The sequence below is a fragment of the Micromonospora sp. NPDC050980 genome (assembly GCF_040653835.1).
In the GTDB taxonomy this organism is placed as follows: domain Bacteria; phylum Actinomycetota; class Actinomycetes; order Mycobacteriales; family Micromonosporaceae; genus Micromonospora.
Map to the genome: position 1 here is coordinate 1 of NZ_JBFAGS010000013.1, position 15,851 is coordinate 15,851.

15 protein-coding genes are annotated in these 15,851 nt (G+C 73.9%); 12 read left to right on the plus strand and 3 right to left on the minus strand.

Annotated features, from left to right (window positions below; all coding sequences use genetic code 11):
• Positions 1 to 217 precede the first annotated feature (217 nt).
• From AB0H28_RS19820 to AB0H28_RS19835, 4 genes are all read left to right on the plus strand, one after another.
• Positions 218 to 625: a hypothetical protein gene (locus AB0H28_RS19820; protein WP_358041908.1), complete on the plus strand. Its 408-nt coding sequence runs from the start codon at positions 218 to 220 to the stop codon at positions 623 to 625.
• Positions 625 to 834 (plus strand): DUF6186 family protein, encoded by a 210-nt coding sequence (locus AB0H28_RS19825; RefSeq protein ID WP_358041911.1) that lies wholly within the window; start codon positions 625 to 627, stop codon positions 832 to 834. The genes AB0H28_RS19820 and AB0H28_RS19825 overlap by 1 nt, the downstream gene beginning before the upstream one ends.
• A gap of 639 nt (positions 835 to 1,473) precedes the next feature.
• A complete protein-coding gene (locus AB0H28_RS19830; RefSeq protein ID WP_358041914.1) occupies positions 1,474 to 1,989 on the plus strand; it encodes an adenylate kinase in 516 nt (171 codons plus the stop codon).
• A 40-nt stretch (positions 1,990 to 2,029) separates the two neighbouring features.
• Positions 2,030 to 3,352: an MATE family efflux transporter gene (locus AB0H28_RS19835; RefSeq protein ID WP_358041917.1), complete on the plus strand. Its 1,323-nt coding sequence runs from the start codon at positions 2,030 to 2,032 to the stop codon at positions 3,350 to 3,352.
• A gap of 6 nt (positions 3,353 to 3,358) precedes the next feature.
• On the opposite strand, the gene AB0H28_RS19840 is transcribed toward AB0H28_RS19835, so the two are convergent.
• Both AB0H28_RS19840 and AB0H28_RS19845 read right to left on the minus strand, forming a co-directional pair.
• Positions 3,359 to 3,610: a hypothetical protein gene (locus tag AB0H28_RS19840; protein WP_358041920.1), complete on the minus strand. Its 252-nt coding sequence runs from the start codon at positions 3,608 to 3,610 to the stop codon at positions 3,359 to 3,361.
• 109 nt (positions 3,611 to 3,719) lie between these two features.
• Positions 3,720 to 4,721: a hypothetical protein gene (locus tag AB0H28_RS19845; protein WP_358041923.1), complete on the minus strand. Its 1,002-nt coding sequence runs from the start codon at positions 4,719 to 4,721 to the stop codon at positions 3,720 to 3,722.
• A gap of 108 nt (positions 4,722 to 4,829) precedes the next feature.
• Here AB0H28_RS19845 and truB point away from each other — a divergent pair, with 108 nt between their 5' ends.
• From truB to AB0H28_RS19885, 8 genes are all read left to right on the plus strand, one after another.
• A complete protein-coding gene (truB, locus tag AB0H28_RS19850; RefSeq protein WP_358041926.1) occupies positions 4,830 to 5,714 on the plus strand; it encodes a tRNA pseudouridine(55) synthase TruB in 885 nt (294 codons plus the stop codon).
• 30 nt (positions 5,715 to 5,744) lie between these two features.
• The gene (locus AB0H28_RS19855) at positions 5,745 to 6,671 is read left to right on the plus strand and encodes a bifunctional riboflavin kinase/FAD synthetase (RefSeq protein WP_358041929.1); all 927 of its coding nucleotides are present in this window, start codon (positions 5,745 to 5,747) and stop codon (positions 6,669 to 6,671) included.
• 172 nt (positions 6,672 to 6,843) lie between these two features.
• Positions 6,844 to 7,113, plus strand: coding sequence for a 30S ribosomal protein S15 (gene rpsO / locus AB0H28_RS19860; protein WP_013284678.1), 270 nt, complete (start codon positions 6,844 to 6,846; stop codon positions 7,111 to 7,113).
• A gap of 221 nt (positions 7,114 to 7,334) precedes the next feature.
• The gene (locus AB0H28_RS19865; RefSeq protein ID WP_358041932.1) at positions 7,335 to 9,683 is read left to right on the plus strand and encodes a polyribonucleotide nucleotidyltransferase; all 2,349 of its coding nucleotides are present in this window, start codon (positions 7,335 to 7,337) and stop codon (positions 9,681 to 9,683) included.
• A gap of 123 nt (positions 9,684 to 9,806) precedes the next feature.
• On the plus strand, positions 9,807 to 11,138 hold the full coding sequence (locus AB0H28_RS19870) for a pitrilysin family protein (protein ID WP_358041935.1): 1,332 nt from the start codon (positions 9,807 to 9,809) through the stop codon (positions 11,136 to 11,138).
• Positions 11,139 to 11,185: 47 nt separating this feature from the next.
• Positions 11,186 to 11,953, plus strand: a complete 768-nt coding sequence (gene dapB / locus AB0H28_RS19875; RefSeq protein WP_358041938.1) for a 4-hydroxy-tetrahydrodipicolinate reductase — start codon at positions 11,186 to 11,188, stop codon at positions 11,951 to 11,953.
• A gap of 142 nt (positions 11,954 to 12,095) precedes the next feature.
• Entirely contained in the window at positions 12,096 to 13,022 is a 927-nt protein-coding gene (locus AB0H28_RS19880; RefSeq protein ID WP_358041941.1) for an AraC family transcriptional regulator, read from the plus strand.
• A 116-nt stretch (positions 13,023 to 13,138) separates the two neighbouring features.
• Positions 13,139 to 13,606 carry a GNAT family N-acetyltransferase gene (locus tag AB0H28_RS19885; protein ID WP_358041943.1) on the plus strand — a complete coding sequence of 156 codons (468 nt, stop codon included), beginning with the start codon at positions 13,139 to 13,141 and terminating at the stop codon, positions 13,604 to 13,606.
• Positions 13,607 to 13,704: 98 nt separating this feature from the next.
• Here AB0H28_RS19885 and AB0H28_RS19890 read toward each other — a convergent pair whose 3' ends face one another.
• On the minus strand, positions 13,705 to 15,813 hold the full coding sequence (locus AB0H28_RS19890; protein ID WP_358041946.1) for a glycogen debranching N-terminal domain-containing protein: 2,109 nt from the start codon (positions 15,811 to 15,813) through the stop codon (positions 13,705 to 13,707).
• Positions 15,814 to 15,851: the final 38 nt, after the last annotated feature.

Below are 15,851 nucleotides of genomic sequence, written 5' to 3' on the forward strand. Positions count from 1 at the left end.
CGACGCCGCGCAGACCGTGCAGGTCTCCGCCTACCCCGACGCCTACGCCCAGTGGGAGCAGCAGGCCACCGACCTCGTCCACCAGCACTGGAACAGCTGAGAACCACACCGAAGGCCGGCACCCCGAAGCACGGGAGTGCCGGCCTTTCGGCGTTTCGGGGTATTCACGAGGCGTGCCGGTCTTTCCGCCGCACGTCACGCTGGGGACAATCGGGTGATGGATCATCCCCCCGAGCTCACCGTCGAGGCGCCCCGGGTCTGGGACCGGCCGGTCGTCTCCGTACCGGTGCTGATCTGCCTGTCCCTGGTCGGTGGCCAACTGCCGTCGTTCTCGACCGCGGCGAACCTCTACATTCTCGGCGCCGGCGGAGGGCTGATCTGGGTCGGCCTGAGCAACCGGGTTCCCCGGCGGCCAGCGCCGCGCCGGCTGCCGTCGGCCGCGCTGTGGTGGCTGGTGCCGGTCACCGTCTTCGGGGTCTTCGAGGGGGCGACCTTCGTGCTCTCCGTCGGCGACGACTTTCCCACGTTCTCCCGGCTGGCCGATCCGCTGCTCGAGGACCACATGGCCCGCTCGGCGGCCTGGTTCGCCTGGCTGGCCGCGTTCTGGGGACTGGTCCGCCGGTGATGCGCGCGCTGGCCGTCGGCGGCTTCCTGACCGCCCTGCTGCTGTTCGTGGCCGTCGAGTGGGCGGCTCGCCGGGAGGGTTCGCGGATCCCGTCCCTGGCCGACGTCTGTGCCTTCGTCATGCGATACGAGGTGGGGCCGGTGCCGGTGGGCCGAATCGGTCTGTTCGGCTTCTGGTGGTGGCTGGGCTGGCACTTTCTCGCCCGCTGAGACGCCGCCGAAAAGGGGTTCCCCTGTCCGCATTGCGGGAACCGTGGGCAGTATCTGGAAAGTGAACGTTAATTTGGGTGAGTGATCGGCGCTTCCCGGCGCTGGTCACGGGCGGTGGCACCGCACCCGGTGCCATCTCCCTCCAGGGTCAGATCGACCCGGGCTCACGCTGCCAGGCGAGCCGCTCCGGTGATCCCGGACCGCTGCCGGGCGCGCAGCAGGCCGACGACTCCGGTCGCGGCGCGGCGGTCGTCGCGTCGTCGAACAGGAGAGCGCCGGGTGCCCGTAGGGCCGCCGCTCCCCGGTGGCCCACACCCTGGAAGGACACACCATGCCGAGCAAGCGCAAGCCGCAGAACGACACCACCACCGACGAGGCGCGCGAGCAGATGCGTCGCGCGCTGCAGACCTCGATGGACACCCGTCAGTGACGCGGGCCGTCCGGCGGTGACGCCGGCCGGTCGGGGCGTTCGCAGCATCGTGAGCGACCCCACCGCCCGCGTCACCGCCGCACCGGCCGTCCAGGCCGGCGCGGCTACCTACTGGCTCGCCGCCGACCCCAGCCGGACCGAGCAGGCATCCCGTCGGCCGGGGTCGGTGACGTCGCCGCGCCGCGCAGCAACGGCGCTACCGTCACCCGATGCGCCGCATCCTCGTCGCCGGCAGCTCGGGCGCCGGCAAGAGCACGTTCGCCGGTGAGCTGGCCCGGCGACTCGACCTACCCCTGATTCACCTCGACCGTCACTACTGGCGGCCCGGCTGGGTCGCCCCTACCGGCGACGAGTTCCGCGCCGAGGTGGCCGCGCTGGCGGCCCGCCCGGCCTGGGTGATGGACGGCAACTACGCCAGCACCCTCGATCTCCGGCTGCCCCGCGCGGACCTGCTGGTGCTCTGCGACCCGCACCGGCTGCGGTGCCTGGTCCGGGTGCTGCGCCGCCGTTGGGCCCACCGCGCCGCGCCCCGGCCCGATCGTCCCGACGGCTGCCCGGAGCGCGTCGACCTCGACCTCCTGCGCTACGTCTGGCGCTACCCGCGTCACTCCCGTCCCCGGGTGCTCGGCGCCGTCGCCGCCCACGCCCCGACGCTGCCGGTGCGCCGGCTGCGCGGCCGGCGCGACGTGGCGCGCTTCCTGACGGGGCTGGGTAAGCAGCCCTAGGGGTTGCGGCCCTTACTGGCCGCGTGCCAGGATCGGCGCGATGAGCAGCCTCGCCACCCCCGCCACCGCCGTCTCGCCACGGCGGATCGCCGCGCTCGCGCTCCCCGCCCTGGTGGTGCTGGCCGCGGAGCCGCTCTACGTCCTCGTCGACACCGCGGTGGTCGGCCACCTCGGCCGGGTGCCGCTCGCCGCGCTCGCCGTCGGCGGCACGGTCATGACGCTCACCGCGTGGATCGGCACCGTCGTGGCGTACGGCACCACGGGGCGATCGGCCCGCCGGTTCGGCGCGGGCGACCGGGCCGCCGCGGTGGCCGAGGGCGTCCAGGCGTCCTGGCTCGCGCTGACCGCCGGCCTGCTGGTGGCGGTCGCCATCGGCGTCGGCGGGGGCGCGCTGGCGCGTACCCTCGCCGGCGGTCCGGGCGAGGTGGCCGACGCCGCCGCCGGGTGGCTGCGGATCGCGGCGCTCGGCGCGCCCGGCCTGCTGCTCGCCGCCGCCGGCAACGGCTGGCTGCGGGGCATCCAGGACACCCGCCGGCCGCTGCTGTTCGTGCTCGGCCCCAACCTGCTCTCCGCGGTGCTCTGCCCACTGCTCGTCTACCCGGCCGGGCTCGGTCTGGTCGGCTCCGCCGTGGCCAACGCGGTCGCGCAGACGCTCTCCGGCGGGCTCTTCGCCGCCGCGCTGGTGCGCGAGCGGGTCGCCCTGCGGCCCCGGCCGTTCGTGATCGGGCGGCAACTGGTGCTCGGTCGGGACCTGCTCGTGCGCGGCGTCGCCTTCCAGGCGAGCTTCCTGTCGGCGACCGCGGTGGCGGCCCGCTTCGGCGCCGCCGCGGTCGGAGCGCACCAGATCGCCGTACAACTCTGGTTCTTCACCGCACTGGTGCTGGACGCCCTCGCGATCGCCGCGCAGGCGCTGGTCGGCGCCGCGCTCGGCGGCGGCGACGCGGCCGGCGCGCGGTTCCTCGCCCGCCGCGTCGCAGTGCTCGGCGGCCTGTGCGGCGTGGCGTTCGCGGTGCTGATCGCCGCCGGCGCCGCCGCCGTGCCGTCGTTGTTCAGCTCCGACCCGCTGGTACGCGAGCAGGCAATGGTGGCGTGGCCCTGGCTGGTGGCGCTGCAACCGATCGGCGGCGTGGTGTTCGCCCTCGACGGGGTGCTGATCGGCGCCGGCGACGTGCGCTACCTGCGCAACCTCACCATCGTGGCCGCGTTCGGCGGGTTCCTGCCGGCGATCTGGCTGGCCTACGGCCTCGACCTCGGGCTGGGTGGCATCTGGGCCGGGCTGACGCTGTTCGTGGTGCTGCGGCTGATCGCGCTGCTGCTGCGGCTGCGCTCCGGCGCCTGGGTGGTGATCGGCGCGGTCCGCTGACGCCCGTCAGCAGGGCTGGTACGACCCTGGGCCGCCCATCCACGGCTCGACGACGAAGAAGCCTTCCCCCAGCCGGGCGCAGTCGGCGTTGCTGGTGGTCGCCTCCGCGGAGACGAGCCAGAGGCCGCGCTCGGCCGCGGGCAGTCCCTTCGGCCGGGGGACCTCCCACACCACCCGGTCCCGGATGGTGGCGATTCCGGCCCGACCCGGCGTCGTCCTAGGCACGTCGAAGGCGTACATCCAGACGTATTCCGTCAACCCGGGCGCGGTGCGGCCCGGTCGGCGGAGCGGTGCTCATGGCGTTCCCTGTCGGTCGTGCGGGAAGGGACGGGGTCGTGCGGGAAGGGACGGGTCGCGCGGTGCGGGGTCAGCAGGTGTCCGGCAGGTCGAGGGTCTTGTCCGGGTCGAAGACCGCGTCCGGGTCCGGGTCCGGCTCGGCGGGACCGCCGAACGACGGCCGGCCGAGCCCGAGCAGGCCCTTGTCCCAGGCCGCGCAGTCGATGTTCAAGGCGTACGAGTCGGCCTTCCTGATCCACAGTCCGGTGGAGTTCGGGCGCACGTCGTCGGGGTGCGGCACGCTCCACACCACCGTGTCGTGCACCACCACCACATCGGCGGCCGGCACCGCGCTCTCGGTGCGGAAGGCGTACGCCCAGACGAAGTTGGAGGTGATCTCCAGGATCCGGATGCCGTGGGGGTCCCTGGTGGTCCGGTAGCTGATCCGCCCCTTGACCCGGGGCTGGTCGGCGGTGAGCCGGGCGCCCGGGGCGAGCCGGGTGGCGTAGCTGCCCGCAGTGCCGGCGCGGAAGTCCTCCCGCAGGTCGTTCCGGGCGTCGGGCGCGAGTTGGCGGACCAACCGCTCCGGGTCCTGCGCGGCGAGGAACGCGCGGTCCAGCCGCCCGGTCACCAGGGCCTTGCGCACCCTGGCCAGCGCGTCGGTCACCTGCTTGGCGGTGAACGGGCCGGTGCGCTTCGCCCGGGGCAGCGCGATCCCGGCCGTGCCCGGCGGGAAACCGGCGGCCGGGGTGCCGTCGAACGGGCCGGCGGCCGGTGGCGGCGACGCCGAGGTGACGGCCTGTTCCCCGCTCGGCGGGCTGATCGTCGGGTGGGCCACCGGGGCCGCCCGCCGGCGCTGGAAGCCCTGGTAGCCGGCCGTGCCGACCAGCCCGAAGCAGGCGAGCAGCGCCAGAGCGACCGCGCCACCGAGCAGCTTGCCCGAGTGCCGCCCCAGGGCGATGCGCCAGCGTACGAGGCGGCCGGGCTCGGCTTCCGGAGCGGCCTGGCGGAGCCAATCGGGGACCCGCCCGAGGGCGTCCGCGGACAACGGGTCGGCGGAGTCGGGCTGGGGGGTGGGGCGGTGGTCGGTCATCTGGCTTCCCGGGGCGGCGGGACAAGGGCGCATGATCTTGGCATCGGAGCGGGGCGGGGCGGTATCCCCCGCAGGGTTGATCACCGCCGTCTGGCAGGCTTGGCGGTCGTGAGCGCAGACGGTCTGATCGTGGTCGACAAGCCCGGCGGCATGACGTCGCACGACGTGGTGGCCCGCATCCGGCGGTTGGCCCGGACCCGCCGGGTGGGGCACGGCGGCACGCTGGACCCGATGGCCACCGGAGTCCTGGTGATCGGCGTCGGGCGGGCGACCCGGCTGCTCACCTACGTGATCGGCGCGGGCAAGAGCTACGCCGCCACGATCCGGCTCGGTCAGGCCACGGTCACCGACGACGCCGAGGGTGACGTGGTCGCGAGCACGCCGGCCGGCACGGTCACCGACGACGCGGTGCGTATTGTGCTGGCCGCGCTCACCGGCGAGATCGACCAGGTGCCGAGTGCGGTCAGCGCCATCAAGATCAACGGTGAGCGGGCGTACAAGCGGGTCCGGGACGGGGAGGCGGTCGAGCTGCCGGCCCGCCGGGTCACCGTGTCCCGGCTGGACGTGCGGGAGATCCGCCGGGACCTGCCCGACGTGGTGGACGTGGACGTGGACGTGACCTGCTCGTCCGGGACGTACATCCGGGCCCTCGCCCGGGACGCGGGCCTCGCGCTCGGCGTCGGCGGCCACCTCACCGCGCTGCGCCGCACCGCGGTCGGCGGTTTCGACCTGACCGAGGCGGCCACCCTGGCGCAGCTCGAAGAACGCGCGCCGGAGGTGGTGAACCTGCCGCTGGACGCCGCCGCCGAGCGGTTCTTCCCGCGCCGGGACGCGACCGAGGCGCAGGCGCGCACGCTGTCGCACGGCGGCCCGCTCGACCCGGCCGGGATCGCCGGGCCGTACGCGGTCTTCGACCCGGCCGGCGGGTTGATCGCTATCGTCAGCGAGCGGGACGGGCGGGCCCGCGCGGAGATCGTCCTGGCCCCGGCCTGACGGCGCGCGGGCGGACAGGGGAGGAACGGCATGCAGCGGTGGCGGGGGTACGAGGCGGCGCCCGGCGGCTGGGGACGCTCGGTGGTCACCATCGGCGTCTTCGACGGCGTGCACCAGGGGCACCAGGCGACCATCGGCCACACCGTGACGCGGGCCCGCGAGCTGGGCGTCAAGTCGGTGGTGGTGACGTTCGACCCGCACCCGGCCGAGGTGGTGCGACCCGGCTCGCACCCGGCGGTGCTCACCGAACCGGCCCGCAAGGCGGAGCTGATCGAGGCGCTCGGCGTGGACGTGCTCTGCGTGGTGCCGTTCACCGTCGAGTTCTCCCGGCTGCCGGCCGAGGCGTTCGTGCACGACATCCTGGTCGAGCACCTGCACGCCGCGCTGGTGGTGGTCGGCGACAACTTCCGGTTCGGGCACCGGGCCGCCGGCGACGTGGCCCTGCTGGAGCGGCTCGGCCGCACCTTCGGCTTCGGCGTGGAGGGCGCGCCGCTGGTCGCCGAGGCGGGCACGGTCTTCTCGTCCACGTACATCCGGTCCTGCGTCGACGCGGGCGACGTGCGCGCGGCGGCGGCGGCGCTGGGCCGTCCGCACCGGGTCGAGGGCGTGGTGGTCCGCGGTGACCAGCGCGGACGTGAGCTGGGTTACCCCACCGCCAACCTGCTGACCCACCGCTACGCCGCGGTGCCCGCCGACGGGGTGTACGCGGCCCGGCTGGTGCGCCGGGGCGGCGAACCGCTCGCGGCGGCGGTCTCGATCGGCACGAACCCGACGTTCTCCGGGCGGGAGCGCCGGGTGGAGGCGTACGCGCTGGACTTCAGCGGCGACCTGTACGGCGAGCGGCTGGCCCTGGACTTCGTGGCGCACCTGCGCGAGCAGCGGACGTACGACGCGATCGAGCCGCTGGTCGCCCAGATCGCCGAGGACGTGGAGCGGACCCGCCGGGCGGTGTCCTGACCGCACGCCAGCCGTCCCGGGGCGGGGCTGGTAGGCTGGCCGTGACGTCGGCTGACCGACGGGGGCCTCGCGTGCCTGCACGACGCCGCGGGTGCGAGGAACCGGGTTGTCGCACCGGTCACCACGACCGCTCCGACAGACCTCACCGAACGACCCACGAAACAGGGAGAACATGGCGCTCGACCAGGAAGCCAAGGCCAAGATCCGCCAGGAGTACGCGACCGCCGAGGGCGACACCGGTTCGCCGGAGGTGCAGGTCGCGGTCCTGACCAAGCGGATCGCGGAGCTCACCGAGCACCTGAAGGTGCACAAGCACGACCACCACAGCCGCCGTGGGCTGCTGCTGCTGGTCGGCCGGCGCCGCCGGCTGCTCAACTACGTCCAGAAGAAGGACATCAACCGCTACCGGTCGCTCATCGAGCGGCTCGGCCTGCGCCGATGACCTGACGGGGGAGTGGCCGCTGCGCCGCTCCCCCGTTCCGGTACCACCAGAAGAACCCGGCCGCGCGACGACCCGAGAGGGAGCCGGTCAGCACCGGTCTCCGGTAGTGGCCCCCGGGAATCCCGGCGACAAGCCGGCCCACCCGGGCGCTTCGATCGAAGACCGGCCGCCTGAGCAGTTCCCGTGTCGTCGGCCGACGACGCGAAGGAGCACCACAGCACATGACCGAGACCAACCTCGGCACCGAATCCCGCACCGCCGTGATCGACAACGGGTCCTTCGGCACCCGTGAGATCACCTTCTCCACCGGCCGGCTGGCCCGGCAGGCCGCCGGCTCCGTCGTCGCCCAACTCGGCGAGACGGTCGTCCTCTCCGCCACCACCGCCGGCAAGCAGCCGCGCGAGTCGTTCGACTTCTTCCCGCTGACCGTCGACGTCGAGGAGCGGATGTACGCCGCGGGCCGCATCCCCGGCTCGTTCTTCCGCCGCGAGGGTCGGCCCAGCGAGGACGCCATCCTCACCTGCCGGCTGATCGACCGGCCGCTGCGCCCGTCGTTCGTCAAGGGCCTGCGCAACGAGGTCCAGGTCGTCGAGACCGTGCTGGCGCTCGACCCGCAGCACCCGTACGACGTGGTGGCCATCAACGCCGCCTCGATGTCGACCAAGCTCTCCGGCCTGCCGTTCTCCGGCCCGATCGGGGCGACCCGGGTCGCGCACGTGGACGGCCAGTGGGTCGCCTTCCCGACCCTGGAGGAGCTGGCCCGCGCCACCTTCGACATGGTCGTGGCCGGCCGCGCCCTGGCCGACGGCGAGGTCGCGATCATGATGGTCGAGGCCGAGGCCACCCCGAACGCGGTGACCCTGATCTCCGGCGGCGCCACCGCGCCGACCGAGGAGATCGTGGCGAGCGGCCTGGAGGCCGCCAAGCCGGCCATCCGTGAGCTGTGCCGGGCGCAGAGCGAGCTGGCCGAGGTGGCCGCCAAGCCGGTCAGCGAGTTCCCGGTCTTCCTGGACTATCAGGACGACGCGTACGACGCGGTGGCCGACGTGGCCCGCGCCGAGGTCGCCGAGGCCCTGAAGATCGCCGGCAAGGCCGACCGCGAGGAGGCCCTGGACCGGATCAAGGCCAAGGTCGCCGAGGAACTGACCGGCCGCTTCGAGGGCCGCGAGAAGGAGCTGTCCGCCGCCTTCCGCTCGCTGACCAAGTCCGAGGTCCGCAACCGGGTGCTGCGCGAGCAGGTCCGCATCGACGGCCGCGGCCCGCGTGACATCCGCCCGCTGACCGCCGAGGTCGGCGTGCTGCCGCGGGTGCACGGCTCGGCGCTGTTCGAGCGCGGCGAGACCCAGATCCTGGGCGTCACCACGCTGAACATGCTGCGCATGGAGCAGATGGTGGACACGCTCTCCCCGGAGAACCGCAAGCGCTACATGCACAACTACAACTTCCCGCCGTACTCCACCGGCGAGACCGGCCGGGTCGGCTCGCCGAAGCGGCGCGAGATCGGTCACGGCGCGCTGGCCGAGCGGGCGCTGATCCCGGTGCTGCCGTCGCGCGAGGAGTTCCCGTACGCCATCCGGCAGGTCTCCGAGGCGCTCGGCTCCAACGGCTCCACCTCGATGGGTTCGGTCTGCGCCTCGACGCTGGGCCTGCTCTCGGCCGGTGTGCCGCTGAAGGCGCCGGTCGCCGGCATCGCCATGGGCCTCATCTCCGACGAGGTCGACGGCAAGACGCAATACGTCACGCTCACCGACATCCTCGGCGCCGAGGACGCGTTCGGCGACATGGACTTCAAGGTCGCCGGCACCCGTGACTTCGTCACCGCGTTGCAGCTCGACACGAAGCTCGACGGCATCCCGTCGGACGTGCTGGCCGCCGCGCTCCAGCAGGCGCACGAGGCCCGGCAGACGATCCTCGACGTGATGCAGCGGGCCATCGAGGCGCCGGCCGAGATGTCGGACTACGCGCCGCGGGTCACCACCGTCAAGATCCCGGTCGACAAGATCGGCATGGTGATCGGCCCGAAGGGCCAGACCATCAACGCCATCCAGGACGAGACCGGCGCCGAGATCTCCATCGAGGACGACGGCACCATCTACGTCGGCGCGACGAACGGCCCGTCGGCCCAGGCCGCGGTGGACCGGATCAACGGCATCGCCAACCCGACCCTGCCGAAGGTGGGGGAGCGGTTCCTCGGCACCGTGGTGAAGACGGCCGCGTTCGGCGCCTTCATCTCGCTCCTGCCCGGCCGCGACGGCCTGCTGCACATCTCCAAGGTGGGCGACGGCAAGCGGGTCGAGAAGGTCGAGGACTTCCTCAACGTCGGCGACAAGGTCGAGGTCGAGATCGCGGACATCGACGCCCGCGGCAAGATCTACCTGGACAAGATCCGTCCGGAGGGCGCCGAGGCACCGGCCGCCGGTGAGGCCGCCGGCGGCGAGCGTCCGGCCGGCCGGGACCGCGGCGGCGACCGTGGCCCGCGCGGTGACCGTGGCGGCGACCGTGGCGGCGAGCGCCGCTCGGAGGGTGGCGAGGGCGGCGACCGGCCGCGTCGCCGCACCCGGCACAGCTGATCACCGACCGGCCCGGGTGACGCACGCGCGTCGCCCGGGCCGGCCCACGGCTCCAGGTCGCGCTGCGGACTGGGGCCGTCGTTCGTCCCACCCACCCTTCGTGGCACGGAGAGCAGGTCTGTCGTGAGTTCGTCCTCCCCGGCACGGGCGGTCACCCGCACCCTCAGCGACGACCCGCTCGGCGGCACCGTCCGCCGCACCGTGCTGCCCAGCGGGCTTCGGGTGCTCACCGAGGCGATCCCGGCGATGCGCAGCGTCTCGTTCGGCATCTGGGTGGCGGTCGGCTCCCGGGACGAGAACGGGCCGCAGGCCGGCGCCGCGCACTTCCTGGAACACCTGCTCTTCAAGGGCACGAAGAAGCGCAGCGCGCTGGAGATCTCGGCCGAGATCGAGGCGGTGGGCGGCGAGACCAACGCGTTCACCACCAAGGAATACACCTGCTACTACGCGCGGGTGCTGGACGAGGACCTGCCGCTGGCCATCGACGTCATGTGCGACGCGGTCGCCGACTCGGTGCTGGCCGCCGCCGACGTGGAGACCGAGCGCGGGGTCATCCTCGAAGAGATCGCCATGCACGACGACGAGCCCGGCGACGAGGTGCACGACCTGTTCGCCCGCGCGGTCTACGGCGACCACCCGCTGGGCCGGCTGATCTCCGGCACCGAGGAGACGGTCACGCCGATGACCCGGCGGCAGATCCAGGGCTTCTACCGCAGCCGGTACACCGCGCCGCAGATCGTCATCGCCGCCGCCGGCAACCTCGACCACGCCGCCGTGGTCAAGCTGGTCCGGCAGGCGCTGCGCGGCACCCCGCTGGACACCGACCCGGCCGCGCCGGCGCCGCACCGCCCGCGGACCCCGGCGGTACGCACGCAGCCGGCCGCCACCCTGGTCGAGCCGAAGGAGACCGAGCAGGCGCACGTGCTGCTCGGCTGCCCGGCCATCGACCGCACCGACGACCGGCGCTTCGCCCTGGGCGTGCTCAACAACGTGCTCGGTGGCGGCATGTCCAGCCGGCTGTTCCAGGAGATCCGGGAGCAGCGCGGGCTCGCCTACTCGGTCTACTCCTACGCCAGCCAGTACGCCGACAGCGGCGTGTTCGCCGTCTACGCCGGCTGCGCGCCCGGCAAGGTGGACGAGGTGCTGGCCCTGACCCGCGCCGAGCTGGCCCGGGTGGCGACCGACGGCGTCACCGAGGCCGAACTGGCGCGGGGCAAGGGGATGAGCAAGGGCTCCTTCGTGCTGGGGCTGGAGGACACCGGGTCGCGGATGAGCCGGCTGGCCAAGGGCGAGCTGCTCTACGGCAACCTGATGCCCGTCGACGAGCTGCTGGCCCGGGTGGACGCGGTGACCCTGGCCGACGTGAACGGCCTGGCGGCCGAGCTGTTGGCCCGGCCGATGTCGCTGGCCGTGGTCGGCCCGTTCGACTCCGGCGCTTTCACCGTCGGTCGCTGACCGGTCCGCCCGGTGGGGCGCGTCCCGATTGGGATAGGTTGTGCCCCGTGACTGACGTGCGGGAGAAGGACCCGGCCGAGGTGGCCCGGGTCGGCGTGCTGGGTGCCCGGGGCCGGATGGGCATGGAGGTCTGCAAGGCGGTCGACGCCGCGTCCGACCTGGCACTGGTCGCGGCCGTCGACCAGGGCGACGCCCTCGACGCGGTCGCCGACGCCGGCGTGGTGGTCGACTTCACCACCCCCGACGCCGTCATGGACAACCTGCGCTGGTGTGTCGAGCGGGGCATCCACGCCGTGGTGGGCACCACCGGCTTCACCGAGCGGCGGCTGGACCAGGTGCGGGAGTGGCTGGCCGGCCGGCCCGGCGTGGGCGTGGTGATCGCCCCCAACTTCGGCATCGGCGCGGTGCTGATGATGCAGTTCGCGGCCCGCGCGGCCCGGCACTTCGAGTCCGTCGAGATCGTCGAGCAGCACCACCCGCGCAAGCTGGACGCGCCCAGCGGCACCGCCACCCACACCGCCCGGCTGATCGCGGCGGCCCGGGCCGTGGCCGGGCTCGGCCCCGCGCCGGACGCCACCCGCGACGAGGTGGCCGGCGCCCGCGGCGCCGACATCGACGGGGTACGCGTGCACGCGGTGCGCGCCACCGGTCTGGTCGCCCACCAGGAGGTGCTGTTCGGCACCACCGGCGAGACGCTCACCATCCGGCACGACTCGTACGACCGGGCCTCGTTCATGCCCGGCGTGCTGCTGGCGGTGCGCGAGGTCGGCCGCCGGCCCGGTCTGACCGTCGGCCTGGACGCCCTGCTCGACTGACTGTGCGTAAGGAGGGGCCCCCTGTTAACGCATTCTGCATAACAGGGGGCCCCTCCTAACACGTCCGCGACCGGGCTCGGCGGTCCGTAGGTGCGCAACGGCGGTCAAGCGGCACCGGCCACGCCGGGTGCAGGCTGGGCGCATGAACCGGAACGACGGACTCACCATCCTCCTCGACGTCCTCCAAGCGGCGCTCGACGATCCGTCGGCGGGCCCGGCGGGGCTGGCCGCCCGGGCGCACCTGTCCCGGTTCCACTTCGACCGGCTGGTCGCCGCGGCCACCGGCGAGCCGCCGGGCGCGCTGCGCCGGCGACTGCTCCTGGAACGGGCGGCGCACCGGCTCGTCACCAGCGACCGGACCGTCCTCGACATCGCCGTCGAGGCCGGATACGGCTCGCACGAGGCGTTCACCCGCGCCTTCCAGCGGTCGTACGGTTTCGTCCCGACCGCGGTCCGGCGGCGCCGGCCGCTGACCTTCCGCGAGCTGGAGCTGCCCTGCCCCAGCGGCGTCCACTTCCAACCGCCCGGTGGCCTGCGGCTGCCGGCCGCGCGTCAGGAGACCACGATGAACGTTCTCCAACACCTCGTCGACCACCACGTCGAGACACTCACCGCGATCATCGACCGCGCCGGCGGCCTCGACGAGCGGGTGCTCGACCAGCCTGTCACCGTGTCCGTGGAGACGATCGACGAGCAGCCGACCCTCCGCTCGCTGATCAACGCCATGGTCACGCAGGAGGAGCACTGGCTGTCCGCCCTGCGCGGTGGCGACTGGCCCGACGAGAGCGACCGGTCGGTGCGCGGTCTCGCCGCCCGGCACGCCGTCGCCGGGCGGGACTGGCGGGCGTTCGTGGCCCGGACGCTGGCCGCCGGCTCCCTGGCGGACACCTTCGTCGACACCACCTGCGCGCCCCCGACCACCCACACGCTCGGCGGCACCATCGGCCACGTGATCACCTTCGCCGCCGTGCGCCGGACCCTGGCCATCGGGGCCCTGCGCAGCGCCGGTGTCACCGACCTTGGCGCCGGCGACCCTCGCCCGTACCTCGACCACGCCGCCCGCGCGTAAGGAGGGGTCCCCTGTTAACGCATTCCGCATAACAGGGGGCCCCGCCTAACCCGCCTGCCGCCCCGGCTCGGTGAAATGGATGGTCGGCGGGTGGGGGTGGTCCTAGGCTGGCGGTCATGATCGACTCTGGAGAGCGTGACCGCCTCGGTCGCCGGGTGACCCTGCGCCCGGTGGGCGACGACAACTGGCGGCCGGTGGCCGACGTGGCGCCGCGCGACGACCAGCGCGCCTTCGTGGCGGCGCTGGCCGCCCGCTACCTGCTGCTGACCGCGCACTCGGACGTCTGGAACTCGCTGGCCGTCTACGCCGGCGAGAACGTGGTCGGGCACGTCATGTGGGGTGTGGACGACGACGGCTCCCGCTGGATCGGCGGCATGGTGATCGACGCCGCCGAGCAGGGCCGGGGCCTGGGTCGCGCCACGGTGCGCACGCTCACCGGCTGGCTCGCCGAGGCCGGTCACCCGATCCGCCTGAGCTACCACCCCGACAACACCGCGGCGGCAGCCCTCTACATCTCCCTCGGCTTCCACCCCACGGGAGCCATGGAGGACGACGAACTGGTAGCCGAACTCCTCCCGTCCTGACCCGTGATCAAGGAGTTTGCGTCAACCCTGGGCCGCCGGGACGGCACAAACTCCTTGATCGACCGCAGTGGGGGAGATCCACAAGGCCGCCAACTTCATCATCGACGCATCGGTGCGGGGGAGAGGGGGGTGCGGGGGGTGGGGATGTGGGCGGGCTTGAGGGCGGGGGGGAGGTCCTTCAGGGTGGGGTGGCCGGCGTGGTCGACCGCCGCGGTGACCGGGGTGCCGGCGATGCGCAGGTTGGCGGCGCTCAGCGCGCCCAGTTCCGGGCCGGCCAGCGGACGCAGGTCGACTCGGCCGTTCGGCACGTCGGGATAGACACCCAGACCGGCCTGGAGCAGCAGCACGGACGCCGCCGCGGACCACGCCTGCGGACGGCAGGCGGCCGGGTAGGGCACCGGCCGGCCCAGCGTCGCCCGGTCGTCGCCGCCGTACAGCTCGGGCAGCCGGTAGTCGAACGCCTCGGCGGCGGCGAGCAGACCGTCGGCGAGGCGTAGCGCCGCTTTCCGGTGCCCGTCGCGGGCCAGCCCGGCGAGCACGATCGCGGTGTCGTGCGCCCAGATCGAACCGCAGTGGTACGACAGCGGGCTGAACCCGGCGTCGTCGGCGGACATGGTGCGCAACCCGAAGCCGCCGGCCATCGCCTCGGTCGACAGCAGCGCCGCGACCTGGGCCGACTCGTCGTCCGACAGCAGTCCGGTGCCGAGCAGGTGGCCGATGTTGCTGGTCAGTGAGTTCACCGGACGCTTGTCGCGGTCCAGGGCCAGCGCGGGCTGCGGGCCGTGGCGGCCGTCGACCCAGAACGTGGACCGGAACCGTTCGGCGAGACGCTCGGCGTGGCCGCGCCAGCGATCGGCGCCCGGGCGGCCGAACGCGTCCAGCAGGTCCGCTCCGTCCGTCGCGGCCCGGTACGCGTACCCCTGCACCTCGGCCAGCACGATCGGCGGCGCGGCCAGCCGGCCGTCGTGGAAGCGCACCGCGTCGCCGGAGTCCTTCCAGCCCTGGTTGGCCAGGCCGTGGCCGGTGGTGTCGACGTACTCGACGAAGCCGTCACCGTCGGCGTCGGCGTGCTCGCCGAGCCAGCGCAGCGCCGCCTCCAGGTGCGGCAGCAGCGGCTCGATCTGGTCGGCGGGCAATCCCCAGCGCCAGGCGTCGTGCAGCAGGCTGACCCAGAGCATCGTCGCGTCGACGGTGCCGTAGTAGGCCGGCGGCAGCCGGAGCCCCTCGTTCGGGGCGAACTCGTGCCGGCGCAACTCGTGCAGGATCTTGCCGGGCTGTTCGCCGGTGGCCGGGTCGACCCGGCTGCCCTGCCGGCGGGCCAGCACCCGCAACGTGCCGGCGGCCAGCTCGGTGCCGAGCGGCAGCATCATCCGAGCGGCCCAGAGGCTGTCCCGGCCGAACAGGGTGAGGAACCAGGGCACGCCGGCGCCGAGGAAGACGTCCTGCGGGTGGGCCGGTTCGGCCAGCCGCAGCCCGCGCAGGTCGGCCAGGGAGCGGTCGAGCAGCCGCACCAGGCGGCGGTCGTCGGCGTCGACCCGTGGCTCGGCCCAGCCGGCGTCCGGCGGTGCGGCGGTCACCACCGCTCGCGGGTCGGTGACGGCGAGCCGCCAGCGCAGCGTGGCCGGGCTGCCGGGGGTGACGCTGACCGGCCAGCTCAGCCGCGGCGCGGCGGCCCGCTCGCCGGTGGCGTCGACGGTGGCGTCCTCGCCGGTCACGGTGACGGTCAGCCCGTCGGCGACCCACCGCACCCGGCCCGGCCCACCGGACTCGGCGGCCAGCGGCGTGCCCGGCTGGCCGACCTTCACCTGTTCGATCGGGGCGAGGTCGCAGGCCAGGTCGACGGTGACGGTGGCGCGCACCGGGTCGGCGGCGGTGGAGGACACCACGATCTCCTCGGTGAGACCACGCGGGCCGGCCTGCCGGGTGCGCTCGACCCGGACGGTCGGGTCGGGAACGGCGTCACCGAGCCAGCGGGCCAGGCCGACGAAGCGGGCACCGTGCGGGCCGGCGGCGCCATGCCCGATCGGCTCCGGCTCCCGTTCGTCGAGGCGCAGCTCGGCGCGGGAAAGCACCCGGGCGTCGGCGTGGAAGACGCCCTGCACGCCGTGCGCCCGGAGCTGACCGGCCGCGTCGCCCAACGTGCTCGTGGGGGCGTGCGCCACGCCGACCAGGTCGTGCAGCAGCGGTTGCAGGTGGCGATCGGTCACGGGTGACTCCTGGTGCTGATCGGGTGGCCGCGGACGTC

What these genes read in the sequence shown, in the direction of transcription:
- AB0H28_RS19820 (WP_358041908.1), top strand. Translation starts at nt 218, where the DNA reads ATGGATCATCCCCCCGAGCTCACCGTCGAGGCGCCCCGGGTCTGGGAC.
- AB0H28_RS19825 (WP_358041911.1), top strand. Translation starts at nt 625, where the DNA reads ATGCGCGCGCTGGCCGTCGGCGGCTTCCTGACCGCCCTGCTGCTGTTC.
- AB0H28_RS19830 (WP_358041914.1), top strand. Translation starts at nt 1,474, where the DNA reads ATGCGCCGCATCCTCGTCGCCGGCAGCTCGGGCGCCGGCAAGAGCACG.
- AB0H28_RS19835 (WP_358041917.1), top strand. Translation starts at nt 2,030, where the DNA reads ATGAGCAGCCTCGCCACCCCCGCCACCGCCGTCTCGCCACGGCGGATC.
- AB0H28_RS19845 (WP_358041923.1), bottom strand. Translation starts at nt 4,721, where the DNA reads ATGACCGACCACCGCCCCACCCCCCAGCCCGACTCCGCCGACCCGTTG.
- AB0H28_RS19855 (WP_358041929.1), top strand. Translation starts at nt 5,745, where the DNA reads ATGCAGCGGTGGCGGGGGTACGAGGCGGCGCCCGGCGGCTGGGGACGC.
- rpsO (WP_013284678.1), top strand. Translation starts at nt 6,844, where the DNA reads ATGGCGCTCGACCAGGAAGCCAAGGCCAAGATCCGCCAGGAGTACGCG.
- AB0H28_RS19865 (WP_358041932.1), top strand. Translation starts at nt 7,335, where the DNA reads ATGACCGAGACCAACCTCGGCACCGAATCCCGCACCGCCGTGATCGAC.
- AB0H28_RS19880 (WP_358041941.1), top strand. Translation starts at nt 12,096, where the DNA reads ATGAACCGGAACGACGGACTCACCATCCTCCTCGACGTCCTCCAAGCG.
- AB0H28_RS19885 (WP_358041943.1), top strand. Translation starts at nt 13,139, where the DNA reads ATGATCGACTCTGGAGAGCGTGACCGCCTCGGTCGCCGGGTGACCCTG.